Source organism: Nocardioides caricicola, assembly GCF_039541135.1.
Lineage (GTDB): Bacteria > Actinomycetota > Actinomycetes > Propionibacteriales > Nocardioidaceae > Nocardioides > Nocardioides caricicola.
Genome location: NZ_BAABFQ010000005.1, coordinates 58,893 through 79,963 on the forward strand (window position 1 = coordinate 58,893; position 21,071 = coordinate 79,963).

Here is a 21,071-nt window from a genome sequence, read left to right on the forward strand (position 1 = left end):
CCGCGCGCCCGCAGGAAGCTGTCCGTTTGCGGAGACGCAGGCTCGGGTAGGCCCTGGGCGGAGGGCACATCGGAGGCACACCTCGGGATGGATCCGTACGACGAAGCGGCGCTCTCACGATGCGAGCGCGCCGAGCTCACCGCCCGGCTGCTGCGGGCCGCGTGGCACTGCGACGACCCCGAGGAGGCCGCCGACCTCCGCGAGCAGGTCGTCCTCGTCAACCGCGGAGTCGCCGAGGCGGTCGCGACGCGCTACCGCAACCGCGGCGTCGCGCAGGACGACCTGAACCAGGTCGCGTACGAAGGCCTCACCAAGGCGGTGCTCCGGTTCGACCCGACGCTGCGCAAGGACCTGCTGAGCTACGCCGTGCCCACCATCCGCGGCGAGCTGCAGCGCTACTTCCGCGACCTCGGGTGGGTGGTGCGCCCGCCGCGGCGCATCCAGGAGCAGCAGTGGCAGGTCAGCCAGCTGGTCGAGGACCTCGCCCAGCAGCTCGGGACCGAGCCGACGCCCGAGGACGTCGCCGAGGCGCTGGGCGTCCCGGTCGAGGAGTACCTCGAGACGCAGTCCGCGTTCGGCTGCTTCCAGCCCGCCTCGCTCGACCAGCCGACACCCGGCGGTGCGACGGTCGCGGACCTGCTCGTCGCCGACGACCGCGACGGCGAGGCCGCGGACGCCCGCATGGCGCTCGCCCCGGCGGTGCGCAACCTCTCCGAGCGGGACCGGCTGGTGCTGTACCTGCGCTACTTCGAGGACCGCACGCAGGAGGAGATCGGCCACGACCTCGGCGTGACGCAGATGCAGGTCTCGCGGCTGCTGACCCGGATCCACGAGACGCTGCGCGAGGAGCTGGTGGCAACCTGAGGCCATGGCTCGGCTCGTCATCGTCCACCACTCCCCGACCGACACCGTCCGCGCGCTGACCGGCGCCGTGGTCGCCGGGGCGCACGACGACGCCATCGAGGGCGTCGAGGTGGTGGTCCGCCCGGCGCTCGAGGCGAGCGCGGCGGACGTGCTCGCCGCGGACGGCGTGCTGCTCGGGACCACCGCGAACTTCGGCTACATGAGCGGTGCCCTCAAGCACTTCTTCGACACGATCTTCCTCGAGGCCGGCGGGGCGCTGGTCGAGGACGGCTCGGCCGCGTCGACCGGTGGCGGCCGGATCCCGTTCGGGCTCTGGGTGCACGGTCGCTACGACACGACGGGCGCGGTCCGCTCGGTGCTGTCGATCGTCGGGGCGCTGCCGTGGACGCGTGCGGCCGACGTGCTGGAGGTGCTCGGCGAGGTCGGCGACGAGGAGCGCGCCGCGGCGTACGAGCTCGGGGGCACGCTGGCCGCGCTGCTGTCCGCCTAGAGGTACGATCGCGCGGTCCGCGACGGCAACGAGGAGGCAGGGTGCAGCGCAAGGCCGGTGTCCTGGCGCTCGTGCTGGCTCTCGCGCTCGCCGGTTGCGGCGAGAAGACCGACGACAGCGAGCCGGAGCAGACCCCGACGCTCGGCGCCTGCCGGGTGCTGACGCCCGAGGACGTCGCCCAGCCGAGCAACAACACCTCGGTCGTCGAGTGCGCCGAGCCGCACACCGCGGAGACGTTCGCGATCGGCGAGCTGCCGGCGACGTTCGACGACGCCGACTACGACGACCCGGACCTCGGCGCCTGGGCGTACAAGACCTGCTCCCGGGCGTTCATGAGCTTCCTCGGCGCCGACGAGAGCCTGGTGATGCGCACGGTCGTGAGCTGGGCGTGGTTCCGCCCGTCCGAGAAGGCGTGGGACGACGGCGCGCGGTGGTACCGCTGCGACGTCGTCGGCGGGGGCGAGCAGACCAAGGAGTACGTCGAGCTCCCCGAGACCGCCAAGGGCCTGCTGACCGGCCGGATCGGCGACCAGTGGATGGTCTGCGCCGACGGGCCGACCGTCTCGGGGTCGGTGAAGGTGCCGTGCACCGAGCCGCACGAGTGGCGCGCGGTCACCACGATCTCCATCGGTGACGAGAAGGACACCTACCCCGGCGACCGGCTGGTCGAGGTCACCACCCGCGACTACTGCTCCAAGTCGGTCTGGGCCTGGCTGAACTACCCGGTCGACTACGACTACGGCTACACGTGGTTCCACGAGGCCGAGTGGGACGCGGGCAACCGCCGGTCCGTCTGCTGGGCGAAGACCGACCTGTGACCCGGCTCGTCGCGCTCCTGCTGGCGCTCCTGGTCCTCACCGGGTGCTCGGGCGGGAGCGAGCCGGGGTCCGCGCCCACGCCGTCCTCCTCTCCCAGCGCGAGCGAGTCGACCGCCGTACCTCCCCCTCCGCCTCCGGGCGAGCGGGCCTGCTACCTGCTGCGGTACGACGCCGCGGTCGCCGACCACAACCACGCGGACCCGGTGAGCTGCCGGCGCGAGCACACGGCGGCGACGTACTACGTCGGTGACGTCCGGATCCCCACCGAGCAGCGCGCGGCCCAGCAGTGCCCGGCGCGTCTCGACGGCTATCTCGGCGGCGACGCCGAGGCCCGCGCGCTGACGATGCTGCGCCCGGTGTGGTTCACACCGACCCCCGAGGAGGTCGAGGCGGGCGCCCGCTGGTTCCGGTGTGACGTCGTCGCCCTCGCCGCCGACGGGAGGCTGGCCCCGCTCACCGGTCCTGTCGAGGGCGCCCTCGACCGGCCCGAGACCCGTGATCAGTACGCGATGTGCGGCACCGCCGAGCCCGGGAGCCGCGACTTCCGCCGCGTCATCTGCGCGCGCACCCACACCTGGCGCGCGATCTCCGTCGTCCCGTTCTCCGCTCGCACCTACCCCGGCGAGGCCGCCGTGCGCGAAGCCGGCCAGGATCCCTGCCAGGCCGCCGGCGCCGCCGTCGCCGACGACTCGCTCGACTACCGCTGGGGCTACGAGTGGCCGACCCGCGACCAGTGGGACGCCGGCCAGCGCTACGGGCGGTGCTGGGCTCCGAACGCCTGATGGCCCGCGCGAGTGTCGGGAGGCTTGGCGGCCTGCGGGTCCGCCGTTGGTCCCGCTTCCTGGATCCTCGGCTAACGGGGTCACCGCAGTCTGTGGTCACCGGAAGGTGGTTGCGGCAGTCGCTCGGCTTGCGGGTCCGCTCGGGTCGACCGTCGTGGTCACCGTTGCCAGAAGAACACGACACATGCCCCGCCAGTCGAGACCGGCGGGGTGTGGGTCAGCGGATATGTCGGTCCGTCGTGACGACGTAGATCTGGCCCGTGGGGCTGGTCCAGGCGAAGGTCCGCGGACCGATCCGTTCGTAGGTCCAGGCGGTGAAGGTCTTGTAGCGGTGGTGTCCTCGGCACAAAGGGGCGAGGTTCCAGCTGTCGGTGTTCCCCCACGGCCATTCCTCGATGTGGTCAAGGTCCGCGCAGCGTGATCGGCGGGTGCAGTCGGGGAACACGCACTGCGGGAACGTCAGAACCGCTTGTTCCTGCTGCCGCTCGGTGGGGGCGTAGGAGTCGGTGGTGAGGTTCTCGTTGAGGTCGATCACCGGCTTCACGGTCACCTTCGTGCCGGCGGCTTCGCACCACTCCTGGATCTGCTCGGGTGTCACCACGGTGCGGGTGTTCTCGACCTCGACCATCGTCTGGTCGGCCTGGACGTGGGCGTAGATGACGACCTCGCGCTCGTTCCCTCCGCCGAGCATGCCGGCGGCGATGGAGCGGCGCACGTCGATGGGGAGTGCGGGATCGAGGGTGGCGGCCTTGGCCGTGAGGGTCTCGTCCAAGGCGACGGCGTCAGCGATGTCGAGCAGTCCGGCGACCGGGACCTGTCCATCACAGGTGAGGTGGTTCCAGTACAAGGTCAGGTGCCGCTTCTCCGCTGCCGCAACCCGACGCTCCTCAGCAACGACCGGGTCGAACTCCGCACGCGCGGCTTCGACGGTCCGCTCGATCTGCGCAAACGAACAACTCTGCAGCACCGGCGCCAACGCCCGGTCCACGAACGCCGCCGCATCCACCGGGAGGGACTTGGTCTGCTGGGCGAGCTTCCTCGCCTTCCACACCGGCACCTCGGCATCCATCATGCGAGCCCAGAGGCGCGGGAGCCGGTGGCACAGCTCGACCGCGTCCCCGATGTACACCCGACCGGCATCGGTCGACATCCCGACCGCGAGCGAGAACTCCGCGATGGAGAACTCCGCGACCGTCGGCGCACCGTCCCCAGCGACCTCGAGGTCGCGCTCCTCCCACGACCGGGTCTCGTCGACGACGTCGCCGGGGTTCAGCTCGGCCCACTCGACGGCGAGCTGGAGCTTGTCGATCTCCGCTTTCACCGCTGCCTCGTGACGATTGCGGGCAGCCTTCAGCACCTGCTCACGAGTGAGGGTGCTGGTCGTTGTCATGGTTCAACCCAATCACCGACCACCGACAGTCAAGGGCCCAGAACCCTTGTTTTGACCAGGATTCGGACACTTTCGCGAAGTAGTCCGGGAGATCTCTCGGTGGTGGCTTCGAGGCTCGCTAGCGCTCGCATCTCAACCACCGACGAATGCGGCCGGAAAGCCGGGAAGCAGCGCCAGCCCGAACCCGCCGTACCCGCGTAAATGCCCTATCGGCGACCGACCACCGCATGCCCGCAAGCTGCCGACGGTCCGGGTGGTTTCGAGGCTCGCTAGCGCTCGCACCTCGACCACCGACGAATGCGGCCGGAAAGCCGGGAAGCAGCGCCAGCCGAACCCGCCGTACCCGCGTAAATGCCCTGTCGGCGGCCAAACCGAGCGAACCCGCAGGCCACCCACAGTCGAGGGTGGTTTCGAGGCTCGCTCCGCTCGCACCTCAACCACCGGTCACCCCAGCTCCGCGGCCATCTTCTCCATCAACGTCGTGAGGCCCTTGAACGGGCGGACCATCACGGCGAAGTCGGTGAGCCGGTCGTCGGGGCCCCAGGTGAGCATGTCGACGCCGTGGATCGTCAGCCCTTCCAGGGTCGCCTCGAACTCGAGCACGGCCGAGTCCTCGCCGTACCACTCGCGGACATACGTGAGCGTGGGACCGAGCACCACCAGAGCGGCGGTGAGGTAGGCCGTGGTTATGGCCTTGCCCTCCTGGGGTGTGTGCACGGCCGGCGACCGGAACACGCACGAGTCGGCGAGGAGGCCGTCGAGGAGCGAGGCGTCGCGGCGCGCAGCGACCTCGTGCCAGGCGGCGACCGCAGCGGGAACGGACATCAGAAGCCGAGCTTCCGCAGCTGGCGCGGGTCGCGCTGCCAGTCCTTGGCGACCTTCACGTGGAGGTCGAGGTAGACCGGTGTGCCGAGCAGCGCCTCGATCTGCTGGCGCGAGCGCGAGCCGATCGACTTCAGGCGCGAGCCCTTGGGGCCGATGATGATGCCCTTCTGGGAGTCGCGCTCGACGTAGACGTTCGCGTGGATGTCGAGCAGCGGCTTGTCCTCGGGCCGGTCGGGGCGCAGGTTCATCTCCTCGACGACCACGGCGACCGAGTGCGGGAGCTCGTCGCGCAGACCGTCGAGCGCGGCCTCGCGGATCAGCTCGGCGGCGAGGATCTCCTCGGGGGCGTCGGTGAGGTCGCCGTCCGGGTAGAGCTGCGGCCCCTCGGGCAGCAGCCCGACGAGCAGGTCGGCCAGCAGCGCGATCTGGTCGCCGGCCTGGGCCGAGACCGGCACGATCTCCTGCCACTCCACGCCGATCTCCGCGCCGAGCGCCTGGATGTCCAGCAGGTGCGCGCCGATCTGCTCAGGAGTCGCGAGGTCGGTCTTGGTGGCGATCGCGACCTTCTTGGTGCGCTTGATCTTCGCCATCTCGGTGGCGATGAACTTGTCGCCCGGACCGATCTTCTCGTTCGCCGGGAAGCACACGGCGACCACGTCGACCTCGGCCAGCGTGGTGGCGACCAGGTCGTTGAGCCGCTCGCCGAGCAGCGTGCGCGGCCGGTGCAGCCCGGGGGTGTCGACGAGGATCAGCTGCGCGTCCTCGCGGTGCACGATGCCGCGCACGACGGTCCGCGTGGTCTGCGGCTTGTCGGAGGTGATCACGACCTTCTGACCGACCAGGGCGTTGGTCAGGGTGGACTTGCCGGCGTTCGGGCGCCCGACGAACGAGACGAACCCACTTCTGTGCTCGCTCATGTGTCCCTCGCTTCGTCGTACTCGGCCCAGATCTGCTCGTCGCTCTTGCCGGCCGCCTTGCCGGCCCGCCAGATCGGGCCGGGGTCGACAGCGCGCGGCTGGCGCTGGGCGACGCCGCGCCAGTAGCCCATCACGTCGTACGCCGTGCTCGGCAGCCTACGGTCTCGCATCAGGTGCTTGCGGATCGCCCGCATCTGCGCGGACTCCCCCGCCATCCAGAAGTAGCCCTCGCCCGCCGGCCAGTCGATCGACTCGACGACCTCCGCGAGCGCGCTCTGCCCCTCGCCCGGCGGGGTCAGCCAGGTGACGTCACCGGTGAGGTACGACGCCAGGTCGTCGGGCACCTCGGCCCAGATCCGGGTCGGCACGTCGACCTCGGAGGCGATCCGCGCCATCGCCGGCATCGCGGTCAGGTCCCCGACCAGCAGCAGCCACTGCGCACCGGCCGGCATCGCGAACGAGCCCTTCGGCTCGGTGATCGTCACGGTCTGGCCGACCACGTCGAGCTGGGCCCACTCGGTGACCAGGCCGACCTCGTGCACCACGACGTCGAGCACGAGCTCACCGCCGGACCACGAGCGCACCGTGTAGTAGCGGCTCTGGAACTGTCCGGGCACCACCAGCCCGACCCACTCGTCGGGGATGCCCGTGGACGCGAAGCCCGCGAGACCGGGGCCGCCGAGGGTGAGCCGGACCAGGTGCGCCGAGACCTGCTCTCGGCGGAGTACCTGTGCGTCGTACTGCTGGGCCCGCGTGCTCACCGGCCAAGGCTAGAACGTGTGACGCAGCGGGTAACCGCTGACCCCGTTCTCGTCGGTCCTGGTCGCGAGCACGTGGTGGAGCTGGATCTCGTTGCGCTCGAAGCCGATGCGCGAGCCGGCCATGTAGAGGCCCCAGATCCGCGCGGTGCCCTCCCCGACCTCCTCGACGCAGGCGTCCCAGTTCTCCACGAGGTTGCGGCACCAGCCGGCGAGCGTCTTGGCGTAGTGCACGCGGATGTTCTCCTCGTGCTGCACCTCGAGCCCGGCGTCCTGCACCTCGCTGATGATCGTGCCGGAGCCGATCAGCTCGCCGTCGGGGAAGACGTAGCGGTCGATGAACGCCCCGGTGCTGCGCGGCTTGTTGTCGTGGCGCGTGATGCAGTGGTTGAGCAGCCGGCCCTGCGGCTTGAGGTGGTCGCGGATCCAGCCGAAGTACGCCGGGTAGTTCTTCACGCCGATGTGCTCGGTGAGACCGATCGAGGAGATCGCGTCGAAGCCGGACTCCTCGACGTGGCGGTAGTCCATGAACCGCACCTCGGCGAGGTGGTCGAGGCCCTCCTCCTTGATCGCGCGCTGCGCCCACGACGCCTGCTCGCGCGACAGGGTCACGCCGAGCGCGTGCACGCCGTACTCGCGCGCCGCGTGCCGGACCATGCCGCCCCAGCCACAGCCGAGGTCGAGCAGGCGCTGCCCGGGCTGGAGGTCGAGCTTGCGCGCGACCAGGTCGTACTTGGCGCGCTGCGCCTCCTCGAGGGTGGCGTCCTCGGTCGGGAAGACCGCGCAGGTGTAGGTCATCGACGGCCCGAGGACGTATTCGTAGAACTCGTTGGACACGTCGTAGTGGTGGTGGATCACCTCGGCGTCGCGCGACTCGGAGTGCCGCAGGCCCTCGACCACCCGGCGCCAGCGCGGCAGGTGCTCCTGCGGGGGCGGCGGCGGGGGCTTGAGGTTCGCGATGCCCAGGCTGCGCACGATCGCGAGGACCTCGGAGGGCGACGGCCGGCGGAACTTCGTGTGGTTCTGCAGCAGCTGCATCACCGGGTACGGGTCGCCCGGGTGCACGCCGGTCAGCTCGAGGTCGCCGGCCGCGTAGGCGCGGGCGAGGCCGAGGTCGCCGGGCGCGGTCATGATGTAGGCCAGCCCGCGCTCGTTGAGCAGCGTCATCCCGTACGGCGCGTCGACCGGGCCGGCCGCGCTGCCGTCGTACGCCGTGAACCGCAGCGGCATGCCGTCCTTCAACAGCGACTCCATCGCCTCGCCGATGGTGTAGGTCCTGCTCATCGCCTCTTCACCGCCTTGTCGTACAGGCTTGTCAGCCGTTCCTGTGGGTCGTAGCGCCGCTTCACGGCGGCGAGGTTGGCGCCGTCGTAGAGCTCGTCGAAGGTCGCGCGGTCGTAGAACGCCTCGCTGTAGAGCGACTTGTGCCCGCCGAGCTCGTGCACCTTCGCCTCGATCGCGCGGTTGCGCGGGCCGTTCGGCGCGTCCGGGCCGACGTGCACCGTGCCCCAGAAGCCGACGTTGACGTAGGTCTCCCCCGGCTCCAGCGGGTAGGAGGGCCAGGCGCGCTTCGCCACGAGAGGGCACAGCCACACCGGTCGCATGCCGACCGCCTCGTCGAACCATTCGAGGAACTCCCCGAGCCGCTCCACCGGCACCTCGACGTCCTGGATCACCCGCTCGCGCAGGGGCCGGCCGGCACGCCGGTCGAGCCGGTCGGCGATCGAGAAGCGCCGGTCGAGGCCGAGCAGCCTCATGTACACGTCCGAGCGGCGCCAGCGTCGCGGCCACACCCGGCGCAGTGTCGGGTTCTGGGCGCCGAACGCGCCCGAGCACCAGAACCAGTCGGTGTCCCAGCGCCACAGGTAGTCGTACATCGTGAGCAGGTCGGTCTCGCGCTGCTCGATCGACCGGTAGTAGATCTGCTGGCCGGCGTAGTCGCTGGTCGCGCCGCCGGACTCGCTCCACGTCGCGAGCGTCAGGTAGTACTCCCCCGGTGCGAACGCCACCCCGTCGAGCCCGTCGACGCGGGTGCCGGCGTACGCCCCGGTCTCGGTGATGTCCGCGATCGACTTCGCGAGCAGGCCGAGGTCGTCGAAGCGCACGTGACGCAGCGCGACGTGGCCGGGCACGGGCTCGAGCTCGATCTTCAGCCGGGTGGCGTAGCCGAGGGAGCCGTAGGAGTTGGGGAACGTGTCGAACAGGTCCTCGCCCGGCACGGTCGTGACGACCTCACCGCCGCCGGTGAAGACGTCCATCTCCAGCACCGACTCGTGCGGCAGACCGTTGCGGAAGCTCGTGGACTCGATGCCGAGCCCGGTGACCGCGCCGCCGAGCGTGATCGTGCGCAGCTGCGGGACGACGTAAGGGATCAGGCCGTACGGCAGGGTCGCGTCGACGAGGTCCTCGTAGGTGCACATGCCCTGCACGTCCGCGGTGCGCGCCTCGGTGTCGACCGCGATCACGCCGTCGAGGCCCGAGACGTCCAGGCCGGGCGCGTTGGTCGCGGCGCGGGGACGGAACAGGTTGGACGTCTTCTTGGCCAGCCGCACCGGCGCACCGGGCGGGATCGCGGCGTAGGACGCTCGCAGCCGGCCCACCGCCTGCTCGTGCGCCGCCCAGCCTTTGGGACTCACGAGACCAAAGGTATCGGGCGAGCGGCGGCTCAGTCCACGAGGTTGCTGGCGAGCACGGTTCCCCGCGTGTCACCGCGGTGCACCACGACACCCGCTCCGCCGAGGTCGCGCAGGGCCGAGAGGTCGTCGGGGCTGACGGCGTCGGCGTCCGTGAGCACGACCGCGGCCTCCAGCCCCTTCGCGCCGGACGCGACGGCCATCGCGACGCAGACGCCGAGCGCCGAGACCTGCAGCGAGGGCAGCGCGACGGTCGCGCCGGCGTAGGTGCGGCCGTCGGCGTCGCGCACGGCGGCGCCCTCGGCCGCGTTGGTGCGGGCCCGCGTCGCGCGGGCCAGGGTCACGAGCTTCTGATCCTCCGCGGACAGGTCACTCATCGTCGTCCTCCCTCTCCTCGTCGTCGGCCGGGACCGGGGCGATCAGCACGGTGCCGATCCGGTTGCGGCGGCCGGTGGCGGCCTCGGCCTCGAAGCGCAGCCCGTGCGCCTCGACGACCGACCCGGGGATCGGCACCCGGCCGAGGTGCTTGGCCATCAGGCCGCCGACGCTGTCGACGTCCTCCTCCTCGACCTCGAAGCCGAACAGCTCGTCGAGGTCGTCGATCGGGTAGCGCGAGGACACCCGCAGCCGGCCATCCTCCAGCGTCTCGACCTCGACCTGCTCCTCGTCGTACTCGTCGGTGATCTCGCCGACGATCTCCTCGAGCACGTCCTCGATGGTGACGATGCCCGCCGTGCCGCCGTACTCGTCGACCACGACCGCGATGTGCTGACGGTTGGCCTGCATCTCCGACAGCAGTGCGTCGACGGGCTTGGACTCGGGGACCCAGTACGCCGGCCGCATCACCTCGTCGATGCGCTGGGTGAACTCCACGTCGGGAGCCTCGAAGTCGCGGCGGACGATGTCCTTGAGGTAGGCGAACCCGACGATCGTGTCGAGGTTGTCGTCGATCACCGGCACCCGCGAGAAGCCGCTGCGCAGGAACAGCGACATCGTCTGGCGCAGGTTCTTGTAGCGCTCGATGTAGACCACGTCGTTGCGCGGGACCATCACCTCGCGCGTGCTGGTGTCGCCGAGCTCGAAGACCGAGTGGATCATCTTGCGCTCGCCGGACTCGATGACCGCCGACGCCTCGGCCAGGTCGACCAGCTCGCGCAGCTCGGTCTCGGTCGAGAACGGGCCCTCGCGGAATCCCTTGCCCGGCGTCAGCGCGTTGCCGACCAGGATCAGCAGCCGCGGGATCGGGCCGAGCACCGCGGTCACGGTCGCGATCGGCGCGGCCGACAGCAGCGCGATCCGCTCGGAGTGCTGGCGGCCGACGGTCCGGGGGCCGACGCCGATCGCGACGAAGGAGATCACCAGCATCACGCCGATCGCGGTCAGCACGGCCGGCCAGAACGCGTCGTACGCGATCTGCAGCTGGACCGCGACGATCACGATCGCCGCGATCTCGCACAGCAGCCGCAGCAGCAGCGCGGTGTTCAGGTAGCGCGGCGGGTCGTCCAGCACGGCCAGCAGCCGCCGCGAGCCCGGCTTGCCCTCGGCCACCAGCTCCTCGGCGCGGGCGCGCGAGAAAGACCCGAGGGCGGCGTCGGCCGCGGAGAACAGCCCGGCGAGTACGACGAGTGCGGCCGCGACGAGCAGCAGCCAGACGTCGCCGCTAGTCACCGGCGGAGCCCGGCGACCGCCAGGCGGCGAGGAGCTCGTCCTGGAGACCGAACATCTCCTTGTGCTCCTCGGGCTCCGCGTGGTCGTAGCCGAGCAGGTGCAGGATGCCGTGCACGGTCAGCAGCTCGATCTCGGCCTCGGTCCCGTGGCCGGCGGTCTCGCCCTGGCGGGCGGCGACGTCGGGGCACAGCACCAGGTCGCCGAGCACGCCCTCCTCGGGCTCCTCGTTGACCAGGCCGGGACGCAGCTCGTCCATCGGGAAGGCCAGCACGTCGGTCGGGCCCTCCTTCTCCATCCACTGCTCGTTGAGCTGGGCGATGGTCGCCTCGTCGACGGCCTTGATGCACAGCTCCGCCTGCGGGTGCACGCGCATCCGGTCCATCACGAACCGGCTGAGCTCCGACAGCCGGCGCACGTCGAGCTCACGGCCGGACTCGTTGAGGATCTCGATCGTCACCGGGGTCCCCTCGAAGTTGCGCGCGGAGGGAGCGCAGCGGAAGGAGCGTGGAACTTCGTGGGGTGGTTCACGGGTTGCCGACCTGCTTGGGCCCGCGGTTCGTGCGCTCGTCGAACTCGTCGTACGCCGCGACGATCCGCCCGACCAGCTTGTGGCGTACGACGTCGTGGCTGGTGAGCCGGTTGAACGAGATGTCCTCGACGCCGGTGAGGATCTCCTCGATCACGCGCAGGCCGGACTTCGTGCCGCTGGGCAGGTCGACCTGGGTGACGTCACCGGTGACCACGATCTTGGAGCCGAAGCCGAGCCGGGTCAGGAACATCTTCATCTGCTCCGGCGAGGTGTTCTGCGCCTCGTCGAGGATGATGAAGGAGTCGTTGAGCGAGCGGCCGCGCATGTAGGCCAACGGCGCGACCTCGATGGTGCCGGCGGCCAGCAGCTTCGGGATCGAGTCGGGGTCGATCATGTCGTGCAGCGCGTCGTAGAGCGGGCGCAGGTACGGGTCGATCTTCTCGCTCAGGGTGCCGGGCAGGAAGCCGAGCCGCTCGCCCGCCTCGACGGCCGGGCGGGTCAGGATGATCCGGTTGACGTTCTTGGACTGCAGGGCCTGCACGGCCTTGGCCATCGCCAGGTACGTCTTGCCGGTGCCGGCCGGGCCGATGCCGAACGTGATCGTGTGCTTGTCGATGGAGTCGACGTAGCGCTTCTGGTTCAGCGTCTTCGGGCGGATGGAGCGGCCGCGGTTGCTCAGGATGTTGAGGCTCAGCACGTCGGCCGGACGCTCGGTGGTCTCCGCGCGCAGCATGGTGTGCACGCGCTCGACGGTCTCGGACGTGATGCCCTGGCCGGTGCGGATGATCGTCACCAGCTCGTCGAGCAGCCGCTCGGCCAGCGCGACCTCGCCGGGCTCGCCGTACAGCGTGATGCGGTTGCCTCGGACGTGGACCTCGGCGTCGAACGCGCCCTCGATGATCCCGAGGTACTCGTCGCCAGGACCCAGCAGGCTGACCATGTTGATGCTGTTGGGGACCACCACGGTGTGCCGGGTGGCGTGAGCGGTGCGGTCCCCTGTGTGGTTGCTGTCAGTCATGGATGCCCGGACGGGCTGCCTTTCGCGTGGGTGGAGGTGCCTCTCCATGCTACGGGAGCACCGGAGCGCGGCCCAGCGAGTAACGTGACGCCATGGAGAGGGAGTCGGAGCAGGTCGCCGCGCCGTACTGGTTCGCCGGAGCGCACCTCCCCGACGACGCCCGGAGCATGGGCCTCACCCATCACGTGCCGGACGGCGCGCTGCTGGACTTCGCGGGCTCCCTCGACCCGGCCAAGCCGCGGCACCTGATCACCGCTTGGGTGATGCTGCTGGTGTTCGGCCTGCCGGTCGTGCTGATGGCGCTGCGGGTCGCGTTCCTGCTCTAGCTCTCGTCGTCGAAGGCGACCGAGAGCGAGCCGAGGCACATCTCGTCGGTACTGCCCTCGGCCCAGAGGATGTAGCGGTCCTCGCGCTGCTCCTCGAACGCCGGCAGGACGTCGCGCAGCCACTGCACGTGGGTGCAGGTGACCTTGACCGTGTCACCCGCGTCGAGGTGCAGGGGCTCCTTCAGCGGCCTGGACCCCTGGTTGTCGAAGTCCCAGATGGGGACGTCGAGGATCGTCCTCGCCTCCGGCGTCCCCGGGTTCGTCTCGATCGAGATCTTGCGGCCCAGCAGGTGCATGTGGCCGGCGACGCCGAGGATCGTCATGCCGCGGTTGACGTTGCGCACGCAGCTCGTGGTCTGCACGGCCTCGATCGGGCTGTCGCACAGCAGGTGCAGCAGGTTGTGGGTGTTCTGGTCCTCGCCGAAGCGGGCGCGGATGTCGGCCTCGGCGTTGAAGCGGTTGCACAGCGGGCTGCCGCTGTGGTCGGGACGGCAGGGCAGCTCGACCGGCGCCGGCAGCTGGTAGGTGTGCAGCGGCGTCAGGCCGGCGTCGCCCGACATCCAGCGCAGCTGGGTGCTGGAGACGTCGGGGGCCGCACCCTGGAGCAGGTTGTAGTGGACCTGCATGACGATCTGGGAGCCGGCGCGCAGCGGAGTGCCGTAGCCGTCGCGGGTCATGGTCTCGTCGCCGCCGGGCGCCCAGGCGGCCAGCCAGTTCGCGTCGTCGACGTTCGCGAACTCGCCCTTCAGGCCGGTCCCGCCGAAGCAGGTCCAGCCCGGGTCCTGGGTCTCGGCGTCGAGCGCCTTCGCCTCACCGACCTGCTCGGGGTCGACGCGGAACAGGATCACGTGGTGCACGACCTGCGGGTTTCCCGGCAGCACCTGGTTGCCGGTGAGGAACACGTCCTTCTTCAGCTTCGGGTCGAGCAGGAAGCACCGGTAGTCGTCGGTCCCGACCCCGGTCGGCGCGGACGGGGTGTACGCCGCCGCCATCTTGACCGTCATCCGCTGCTCGCCGTCGCGCAGCGGGAGCTGCTTGCCGGGCTTGATCGCGGCGAGCTGGGAGGCCTGGACCTCCGGCGGGTCCTGCTGCTTCAGGACCTCCGCGGGAGGACCGGTGCGCCGGTCCTGGCCCTCGGTGACGCACCCCGCGAGCGGGCCGAGGGCCACCGCCACGAGAGCGGCGGCCAGGCCGAGGCGGCGCATCATCCGGGCGGCCAGGTCAGGGGGCGGCCCGCGAGCACGTGCAGGTGGGTGTGGAAGACGCTCTGTCCCGCACCCGCACCGGTGTTGTAGACGAGCCGGTAGTCGTCGTACCCCTCCGCGGTCGCGACCGCGGCAGCGGTGAGCACCAGCTCGGCCGAGGCCTGCGGGTCGGCGGCCGCGAGCTCGGCGGCGTTCGCGTGGTGGGCCTTGGGCACCACCAGCACGTGGGTGGGCGCCTGCGCGTTGATGTCGCGGAACGCGACCGTGCGCTCGGTGGTGTGCACGACCTCCCCGGGGATCTCCCCCGAGACGATCTTGCAGAACAAGCAGTCCTCCACGTGTGACCTCCTTCACCGAATCCTCGCACGGCCCAGGTCGACCGTCGGGTAAACCGGTCGGCCCACCTGGGCGTCCCACTAGCGTGACGACAATGACCGAGCGGGTGGTGTGGAGCGCCGACGAGGCGCTCGAGCAGCTCTACGCCGCGCACTGGAGGTCGCTGGTGCGCCTGTCGGTGCTGCTCGTCCGCGACCAGGGCGTCGCCGAGGAGGTCGTGCAGGACGCGTTCGTCGCGGTGCACGCCCGCTGGGCCCGGCTGCGCGACCCGGGCCGGGCGCTCGCCTACCTGCGCCAGACCGTGGTGAACCGCTCCCGCTCGGCGCTGCGGCACCGCGCCGTCGTCGAGCGGCACGCCGCCACGCTCCGCACCGTCGACTCCCCCGACTCCACGCCCGACTCCGACCGGCGCGAGGTCGTGCTCGACGCGCTGCGGGCGCTGCCCCAGCGGCAGCGCGAGGTGCTCGCGCTGCGCTACTACCTCGACCTGTCCGAGGCCGACATCGCCGACGCGCTCGGGATCAGTCGCGGCGCGGTGAAGAGCCACGCCTCGCGTGGCGCCGCCGCCCTGCGTGAGCTCCTCCAGGAGGACCAATGAACATCTCGGAGCTGCTGCACGACGCGGTCGACGGGATCGAGCCCGCCGACCGGCTCCAGGACATCCGGGAGCGCACGGCGAACCCGCAGCGGGCTGCCGCGCGCCCGTGGTTCTACGCCGCGGGGGCGACGGTGCTCGCCACCGCCGCGGCGGTGACTGCGTTCGCCGTGCTCGGCGACGACTCGGCGACCGACCCGGGACCGGCCCACGACGGCCACGGCCAGGAGACCTTCCTGGTGCCGGCGTACTTCGTCGGCGACACACCCCGGGGCGAGCGGCTGTACCGCGAGTTCGACGAGGCCGAGGGCCACGACGCGCTCGACGCCGCGCTCGACCGCATCCAGCAGCCGCCGTCCGACCCGGACTACACCACGCCATGGCCGGAGGGCTCGTTCGGCGACGTCACCGTCCGCGACGACGGGATCCATGTCGACCTGCTCGAGGGGGACCTGACCGACGAGCTCGCCGTGCAACAGGTCGTCTACACCCTCCAGGGCGCAGCTGGCGAACCGCTCCCCGTCTGGTTCTGGCGCGAGGGCCAGCGCGGGAGCTCACCGGTCAGCGCCCTGCCCCAGAACGACGTGCTGAGCCTGATGAGCATCAGCGACCCGGCGGAGGGCAACGCGTACGAGGGCTCGATGATCGCCCGCGGCCGGGCGAACGCCTACGAGGCCACGGTGGTGTGGGAGGTCCGGCGCCCGGACGGCGAGACCGTGCGCGAGGGGTACACGACCGCGACCGGCACCGGCGACAAGCTGTACGGCTGGGAGACCGAGGTCGACCTGAGCGGCCTCGCGCCCGGCGAGTACCTGTTCGTCGCCGTGAACCCCGACCCCTCCGGTGGCGCCGAGCAGAGCCTGCTGTTCACCGACACGCGAACGATCACCGTCCGATAGCCGATCCGGAACGGGAGGATGGACCCATGAAGCGCACGCGTCTCGCCGCCCTGCTGGTCACCACCGCCCTCGCGGCGACGGCGTGCGGCAACGACACCACCCCGACCGCAGCGGACCCGAAGCCCGGGAACGGGTCCGGCAAGCAGCAGGACGACAGCTCGTCGCCCGCCTCCGGCGAATCGGACTCGGGCAGTTCCGCGACGACGACGGTGCCGGTCTACTTCGTCGGCGACGCCCCGAACGGCGAGGTCCTGTTCCGCGAGTTCCGCAAGGTCGAGGCCGACAACCCGGCCGTCGAGGCGCTGGCGCTGATGACGGCCGGCGACGCGCTCGACCCCGACTACCGGACGGCGTACGCCGTCGACGGCTCGTTCACCGACGTGCAGGTCGACGACGACGCGATCGAGGTCAGCCTCCCCGACGAGTCCTGGACCACCCTGCCCGACGGCATGTCCGAGCAGGACGCCCGGCTGGCCGCCCAGCAGCTCGTCTACACGGTGCAGGGCATCGCGCAGTCCCGGCTCCCGGTCGAGATCGTGCTCGACGGCGAGCCCGCTGACCTGTTCGGCTTCGGCGGCCAGATCGGCAACGAGCCGGAGCTCCAGGTGCGCTCGATGGTGAACGTCACCTCGCCCGAGGAGGGCGCGAGCGTGTCCGGCACGTTCACGGCCAGTGGCGTCTCGAGCTCCTTCGAGGCGACCACGCCGTGGGAGATCCGCGACGCCTCGGGCGCCGTGGTGAAGGACGGGTTCGCGACCGCCGAGGGCTGGATGGACAAGCTCTACCCCTGGGAGACCGAGGTCGACGTGTCCGACCTGGAGCCAGGCACCTACACGTTCGTGGCGATGACCGACGACCCCTCCGGGGGCGCCGAGGGCAACGGCCCCGCCGAGGACTCCAAGACCATCGTCGTCGGCTGAGCCCCGCGGGATGAGGCTGACCGCCCGGCAGCTCAACCGCACGCTGCTGCACCGGCAGTACCTGCTCGAGCGGGTCGACGCGACGCCGGTCGCGATGTCCCGGCACCTGCTCGGGCTGCAGGCGCAGGAGACCCTGCCGCCGTACCTCTCGCTGCACGCGCGGCTCACCGCGTTCGACCCGGAGGACGTCACAAGCGCGCTCGAGGAGCGGACGCTGGTGCGACTGCTGACGATGCGCGGCACCATCCACCTGCTCACGCCCGAGGACGCCCTCGAGCTGCGGCCGTGGACCCAGGTGGTGATGGACAAGGTGCAGCGCAACCACGCCGAGCCGGTCCCCCAGTTCCAGCAGGCGCTGGTCCAGAAGCCGCCGCGCGGGACGTGGCGCGGATCGGGCAAGGTCGACTACGCGCCGCTCGAGGAGTGGGTCGGCGCCCCGCTGCGCGAGCCGGACGTGCCCGAGATCGTGCGCCGCTACCTGCGCGCGTTCGGCCCCGCCTCGACCGCCGACGTCACCGCCTGGTCCGGCGTCACCCGGCTCGGGCCCGTGCTCGCGGGGATGGCCGACCTGGTCCGTCACGAGGACGAGCACGGCAAGGTGCTGTACGACGTCCCGGGCGGCGAGATCGTCGAGGCGGACGCGCCGGCACCGGTGCGGCTGTTCGGCACCTACGACAACCTGTGGCTCGCGCACGCCGGCCGCGACCGGGTCACCTCCCCGGAGAACCGCCGCCGCTGGATGGGCCCGAACGGCGGCCTCGGCATGGTGGTGCTGGTCGACGGCATGCTGGAGGGGCTCTGGAGGGCCGACGGCGAGGTCGAGCTGTTCCGGGCGCTCACCAAGCGGGAGCGGTCCGAGCTCGACCAGGAGCTGGAGGTCGTCGCGGACCTGCTGAAGAGTCGCTGACCGAGGCAACCATCCGCGGGGCACTGGTCTCTGTACGGGTGTGAGATCGGAGAGCCATGGGACGACCTAGCCGCGAGGACGCCTTCACCGCTTGGGTGGGCGACACCCAGCACCAGCTCTACCGCAAGGCGTACCTGCTGACCGGCGAGCGCGAGAGCGCCCGTGACCTGGTGCAGCAGGTGCTGCTCAGCACCTACCTGGCCTGGAGGCGCGTCGACCACCCCACGGCGTACGCCACGACCTCCCTGGTGCGCGCGTTCTTCAAGGTCGCAGCCCATCGGCGCCGGGAGCTCCTGTCCGACGACGTCATCGACGTCGCCGCACCGCACCGCGCTCCCGACGACACGCTGACCCTGCTGGGGGCGCTCGCGGAGCTGCCACCGCGGATGCGAGCGACCGTGATGCTCAGGTTCTGGGACGACCTGTCGGTCCGGGACACCGCCGGCGTCCTGGGCTGCTCCGAGGGCACGGTCAAGTCCACCACCAGCAAGGCCCTCGCTCACCTCCGCGACCGACTCGGCGAGGAGTTCACCGGCCTCGACGCCACCACTGCCACAGGAGCCACCCGATGACGACGGACCTTCGAGACCGCCTGGCCACCGAGCTCGACCACCTCGAGCCGCTGGACGACCTCACCCACCACGTCCTCAGCCGCGGACGCGCCACCGTGCGGCGACGGCGGGCAGCCGCGGGCGCCCTCGTCGCTGCCGTCGTCGTCGCCGGAACCGCGTGGGCGAGCGCCGGCCACGGCGGGTCAGGCACTGTCGACGCCGCCGACCAGCGCCAGGCGTCCGTGCGCGCCGAGTGGTCCGAGCGGATGGCGCAGGTCTTCGCCGACCATCTTCCCGAGGGGTTCGCCCCGGGCGTGACCGCAACGGGTGGCGACGACCGGCAGGCGCTCGAGTTCGTCGCGTCCGGCCCCCAGGGCGAGGTCCGGCTCAACGCGACCGTCTACCTCGCCGAGGGCCTGCCGGTCCCCGCGTGCGCCGCGACCACGCCGCGGTGCCAGGTCCTCACCACGCCGTCCGGCCCGGCCACCGTGCTGACGAAGGTCTACCAGGATGACCGGTTGTCCCACGCCTCGCAGATCTGGATCCAGGGCGACGGCGTCCAGACGATCGTGAACGTCGTCGAGTCGGGCCCGCGGGCCGACCAGTTCTCGATGAGCGACCTCACCGGGCTCGCGTCCGACGTGGCGCTCCGCGACGCCATCCTCTTCGCGAGCGCCCACGACGGTGAGCTGCTGGGCTACGCCACCACCTAGGCCCAGCGTGCGGTGCGGGACAGCAGGGCGGAGACCGCCGCGACGCCCGCGGTCGAGGTGCGCAGCACCTCGGCGCCGAGGCGCACCGAGACCGCGCCGGCGGTGACGAACGCCGTCACCTCGTCCTCGGACAGTCCGCCCTCCGGGCCCACGACGACCACGATCCGGCCGGAGGCCGGGACGTCGAGCGCAGCCAGCGACGACGTCGCCTCCTCGTGCAGCACGACGGCGAGGTCGGCAGCGCCGACCAGCGCGGCCACGTCGGCGGTGCTCGCCATCTCGGCGACCTCCGGGTGCCAGGAGCGGCGCGCCTGCTTGGCCGCCTCGCGGGCCGTCGAGCGCCAGCGGGCGAGCGACTTCGCGGCGCGCTCGCCCTTCCAGACGGCGACGCTGCGCGCGGCGGCCCACGGCACGACCGACGCGACGCCGACCTCGGTCAGCACCTCCACGGCGAGCTCTCCGCGGTCGCCCTTCGGGATCGCCTGGACCACGACCACCTCGGGCTCGGGACGCTCGTGCCGGGTGACCTGCTCGGCCTCGACCGCGAACACCCGCTTGCCGGTCGACGTGACCGACCCGCGCAGCGACGTGCCGCGGCCGTCGGTCAGCACGACCTGCTCGCCGACGCGCAGGCGGCGTACGGCGACCGCGTGGTGCGCTTCGTCGCCCTCCACCGTGACCTCGTCCCCGACGGCGACCCCGTCGAGGCCGGGCACCAGGTGGACGGGCAGCGACATCAGTGGTTGAAGGCGTCGCGGAGGCGGCCGAAGACGCCCTTCTGGCCGGGACGCACCTGGCCGGAGGGGGCCTCCTCGTCGCGGATCGCCGCGAGCTCGCGGAGGAGCTCCTCCTGGCGCGCGTCGAGCTTGGTCGGCGTCTCGACGATGATCGTGACGACCAGGTCGCCGCGCCCGCCCCGCAGGCCGGGCACGCCGAGCCCCCGCAGGATCCGGTCGGCCCCGGACTGGGTGCCGGGACGGACCTCGAGCTCGAACGACGTCTGCAGCTCCGGGTCGCCGCCGTCCTCGCCGACGACGTCCGCCTCGAGGGTGGGCAGCGTGAGCGTGGTGCCGAGCGCGGCCGCGGTCATCGGCAGCGTCACCGTGCAGTGCAGGTCGTTGCCGTGCCGGGTGAAGGTGGGGTGCGGCGCGATGGTGATCTCGACGTACAGGTCACCGGCCGGGCCGCCGCCCGGGCCGACCTCGCCCTCGCCGGCGAGCTGGACGCGGGTGCCGGTGTCGACGCCCGCCGGGATCTTCACGGTGAGCGTGCGGCGCGAGCGGACCCGGCCGTCGCCGGAGCACTCGCGGCACGGCTCGGGGATGATGCTGCCGAAGCCGCGGCACGCCGCGCACGGGCGCAGGGTGCGGATCTCGCCGAGGAACGAGCGCTGCACGTGCGCGACCTCGCCGGCACCGTGACAGGTCTCGCACGGGATCGGGTGGGTGCCGGCCGCCGTCCCCTCACCGTGGCAGGTGCTGCAGAGCACCGCGGTGTCCACCTTGAGCTCGCGGGTGACACCGAACGCCGCCTCGGAGAGGTCCACCTCGAGCCGGATCAGGGCGTCCTGGCCGCGCCGCTCGCGCGGGCGCGGGCCGCGGCCGGCGGACGCCGCCCCGCCGCCGCCGAAGAACGCGTCCATGATGTCGGTGAACGAGAAGCCCGCGCCCTGGCCGAACCCGCCGGCGCCACCGAACGGGTCGCCGCCGCGGTCGTACGACGCGCGCTTCTGCGGGTCCGAGAGCACCTCGTAGGCGAGCGAGATCTCCTTGAACCGCTCTTGCGCCTCGGGGTCGGGGTTCACGTCGGGGTGGTACTGCCGGGCGAGCCGACGGTAGGCCTTCTTGATGGCGTCGCCGTCCGCGTCGCGGGCGACACCGAGGAGCTCGTACAGGTCCTGACTCAACTGCGTTCCTTGTATCTCTGG

The 21,071-nt window shown here is 71.5% G+C and carries 25 protein-coding genes; 11 read left to right on the forward strand and 14 right to left on the reverse strand.

Features of this window, described 5'->3' with window-relative positions:
* Nucleotides 1–87: 87 nt before the first annotated feature.
* Genes ABD875_RS08620 through ABD875_RS08635 form a run of 4 tightly spaced genes read left to right on the forward strand, consistent with a single transcriptional unit; the run spans nucleotide 88 to nucleotide 2,954 of the window.
* Nucleotides 88–864 (forward strand): sigma-70 family RNA polymerase sigma factor, encoded by a 777-nt coding sequence (locus ABD875_RS08620; RefSeq protein ID WP_345173429.1) that lies wholly within the window; start codon nucleotides 88–90, stop codon nucleotides 862–864.
* A 4-nt stretch (nucleotides 865–868) separates the two neighbouring features.
* A complete protein-coding gene (locus ABD875_RS08625; protein ID WP_345173431.1) occupies nucleotides 869–1,354 on the forward strand; it encodes a flavodoxin family protein in 486 nt (161 codons plus the stop codon).
* A gap of 41 nt (nucleotides 1,355–1,395) precedes the next feature.
* Nucleotides 1,396–2,172, forward strand: a complete 777-nt coding sequence (locus tag ABD875_RS08630) for a septum formation family protein (protein WP_345173434.1) — start codon at nucleotides 1,396–1,398, stop codon at nucleotides 2,170–2,172.
* On the forward strand, nucleotides 2,169–2,954 hold the full coding sequence (locus tag ABD875_RS08635) for a septum formation family protein (protein ID WP_345173437.1): 786 nt from the start codon (nucleotides 2,169–2,171) through the stop codon (nucleotides 2,952–2,954). Before ABD875_RS08630 ends, ABD875_RS08635 begins: the two co-directional genes overlap by 4 nt.
* A 217-nt stretch (nucleotides 2,955–3,171) precedes the next feature.
* Here the strand turns inward: ABD875_RS08635 and ABD875_RS08640 are convergent, their stop codons facing one another.
* From ABD875_RS08640 to ABD875_RS08685, 10 genes are all read right to left on the reverse strand, one after another.
* On the reverse strand, nucleotides 3,172–4,344 hold the full coding sequence (locus ABD875_RS08640) for an HNH endonuclease signature motif containing protein (RefSeq protein ID WP_345173440.1): 1,173 nt from the start codon (nucleotides 4,342–4,344) through the stop codon (nucleotides 3,172–3,174).
* 444 nt (nucleotides 4,345–4,788) lie between these two features.
* On the reverse strand, nucleotides 4,789–5,169 hold the full coding sequence (locus tag ABD875_RS08645; protein WP_345173443.1) for a nuclear transport factor 2 family protein: 381 nt from the start codon (nucleotides 5,167–5,169) through the stop codon (nucleotides 4,789–4,791).
* On the reverse strand, nucleotides 5,169–6,086 hold the full coding sequence (gene era, locus ABD875_RS08650) for a GTPase Era (protein WP_345173446.1): 918 nt from the start codon (nucleotides 6,084–6,086) through the stop codon (nucleotides 5,169–5,171). The genes ABD875_RS08645 and era overlap by 1 nt, the downstream gene beginning before the upstream one ends.
* The gene (locus ABD875_RS08655; protein WP_345173449.1) at nucleotides 6,083–6,847 is read right to left on the reverse strand and encodes a siderophore-interacting protein; all 765 of its coding nucleotides are present in this window, start codon (nucleotides 6,845–6,847) and stop codon (nucleotides 6,083–6,085) included. The genes era and ABD875_RS08655 overlap by 4 nt, the downstream gene beginning before the upstream one ends.
* Before the next feature lie 9 nt (nucleotides 6,848–6,856).
* Complete coding sequence (locus ABD875_RS08660; protein ID WP_345173451.1) at nucleotides 6,857–8,128, reverse strand: class I SAM-dependent methyltransferase; 1,272 nt, start codon at nucleotides 8,126–8,128, stop codon at nucleotides 6,857–6,859.
* Nucleotides 8,125–9,480: an FAD-binding oxidoreductase gene (locus ABD875_RS08665; RefSeq protein ID WP_345173454.1), complete on the reverse strand. Its 1,356-nt coding sequence runs from the start codon at nucleotides 9,478–9,480 to the stop codon at nucleotides 8,125–8,127. Before ABD875_RS08665 ends, ABD875_RS08660 begins: the two co-directional genes overlap by 4 nt.
* A gap of 29 nt (nucleotides 9,481–9,509) precedes the next feature.
* On the reverse strand, nucleotides 9,510–9,854 hold the full coding sequence (locus ABD875_RS08670) for a cytidine deaminase (protein ID WP_345173456.1): 345 nt from the start codon (nucleotides 9,852–9,854) through the stop codon (nucleotides 9,510–9,512).
* A complete protein-coding gene (locus ABD875_RS08675; protein ID WP_345173457.1) occupies nucleotides 9,847–11,145 on the reverse strand; it encodes a hemolysin family protein in 1,299 nt (432 codons plus the stop codon). The genes ABD875_RS08670 and ABD875_RS08675 overlap by 8 nt, the downstream gene beginning before the upstream one ends.
* A complete protein-coding gene (ybeY, locus tag ABD875_RS08680) occupies nucleotides 11,138–11,602 on the reverse strand; it encodes an rRNA maturation RNase YbeY (RefSeq protein ID WP_345173459.1) in 465 nt (154 codons plus the stop codon). The genes ABD875_RS08675 and ybeY overlap by 8 nt, the downstream gene beginning before the upstream one ends.
* A gap of 67 nt (nucleotides 11,603–11,669) precedes the next feature.
* A complete protein-coding gene (locus tag ABD875_RS08685) occupies nucleotides 11,670–12,692 on the reverse strand; it encodes a PhoH family protein (RefSeq protein ID WP_345173461.1) in 1,023 nt (340 codons plus the stop codon).
* 92 nt (nucleotides 12,693–12,784) lie between these two features.
* On the opposite strand from ABD875_RS08685, the gene ABD875_RS08690 reads away from it, so the two are divergent.
* A complete protein-coding gene (locus ABD875_RS08690) occupies nucleotides 12,785–13,018 on the forward strand; it encodes a hypothetical protein (protein ID WP_345173464.1) in 234 nt (77 codons plus the stop codon).
* Here the strand turns inward: ABD875_RS08690 and ABD875_RS08695 are convergent.
* Together ABD875_RS08695 and ABD875_RS08700 are read right to left on the reverse strand one after the other, a co-directional pair.
* Nucleotides 13,015–14,226 (reverse strand): monooxygenase, encoded by a 1,212-nt coding sequence (locus ABD875_RS08695; protein ID WP_345173467.1) that lies wholly within the window; start codon nucleotides 14,224–14,226, stop codon nucleotides 13,015–13,017. The genes ABD875_RS08690 and ABD875_RS08695 overlap by 4 nt on opposite strands.
* On the reverse strand, nucleotides 14,223–14,561 hold the full coding sequence (locus tag ABD875_RS08700; protein WP_345173470.1) for an HIT domain-containing protein: 339 nt from the start codon (nucleotides 14,559–14,561) through the stop codon (nucleotides 14,223–14,225). Before ABD875_RS08700 ends, ABD875_RS08695 begins: the two co-directional genes overlap by 4 nt.
* 92 nt (nucleotides 14,562–14,653) lie before the next feature.
* Here ABD875_RS08700 and ABD875_RS08705 point away from each other — a divergent pair, with 92 nt between their 5' ends.
* From ABD875_RS08705 to ABD875_RS08730, 6 genes are read left to right on the forward strand one after another with little or no spacing between them, the layout of a single operon-like run.
* Nucleotides 14,654–15,157, forward strand: coding sequence for a SigE family RNA polymerase sigma factor (locus tag ABD875_RS08705; protein WP_345173473.1), 504 nt, complete (start codon nucleotides 14,654–14,656; stop codon nucleotides 15,155–15,157).
* Entirely contained in the window at nucleotides 15,154–16,053 is a 900-nt protein-coding gene (locus ABD875_RS08710; protein WP_345173476.1) for a Gmad2 immunoglobulin-like domain-containing protein, read from the forward strand. Before ABD875_RS08705 ends, ABD875_RS08710 begins: the two co-directional genes overlap by 4 nt.
* A gap of 26 nt (nucleotides 16,054–16,079) precedes the next feature.
* Nucleotides 16,080–16,973, forward strand: coding sequence for a Gmad2 immunoglobulin-like domain-containing protein (locus ABD875_RS08715; protein WP_345173478.1), 894 nt, complete (start codon nucleotides 16,080–16,082; stop codon nucleotides 16,971–16,973).
* Nucleotides 16,974–16,983: 10 nt separating this feature from the next.
* On the forward strand, nucleotides 16,984–17,880 hold the full coding sequence (locus ABD875_RS08720) for a winged helix DNA-binding domain-containing protein (protein ID WP_345173481.1): 897 nt from the start codon (nucleotides 16,984–16,986) through the stop codon (nucleotides 17,878–17,880).
* Nucleotides 17,881–17,936: 56 nt separating this feature from the next.
* Entirely contained in the window at nucleotides 17,937–18,452 is a 516-nt protein-coding gene (locus ABD875_RS08725) for a SigE family RNA polymerase sigma factor (RefSeq protein ID WP_345173484.1), read from the forward strand.
* Nucleotides 18,449–19,144 (forward strand): hypothetical protein, encoded by a 696-nt coding sequence (locus ABD875_RS08730; protein WP_345173487.1) that lies wholly within the window; start codon nucleotides 18,449–18,451, stop codon nucleotides 19,142–19,144. The genes ABD875_RS08725 and ABD875_RS08730 overlap by 4 nt, the downstream gene beginning before the upstream one ends.
* Here the strand turns inward: ABD875_RS08730 and ABD875_RS08735 are convergent.
* Together ABD875_RS08735 and dnaJ are read right to left on the reverse strand one after the other, a co-directional pair.
* Nucleotides 19,141–19,881, reverse strand: coding sequence for a 16S rRNA (uracil(1498)-N(3))-methyltransferase (locus tag ABD875_RS08735; protein ID WP_345173489.1), 741 nt, complete (start codon nucleotides 19,879–19,881; stop codon nucleotides 19,141–19,143). The genes ABD875_RS08730 and ABD875_RS08735 overlap by 4 nt on opposite strands.
* The gene (gene dnaJ / locus ABD875_RS08740) at nucleotides 19,881–21,050 is read right to left on the reverse strand and encodes a molecular chaperone DnaJ (protein ID WP_345173492.1); all 1,170 of its coding nucleotides are present in this window, start codon (nucleotides 21,048–21,050) and stop codon (nucleotides 19,881–19,883) included. The genes ABD875_RS08735 and dnaJ overlap by 1 nt, the downstream gene beginning before the upstream one ends.
* Nucleotides 21,051–21,071 lie beyond the last annotated feature (21 nt).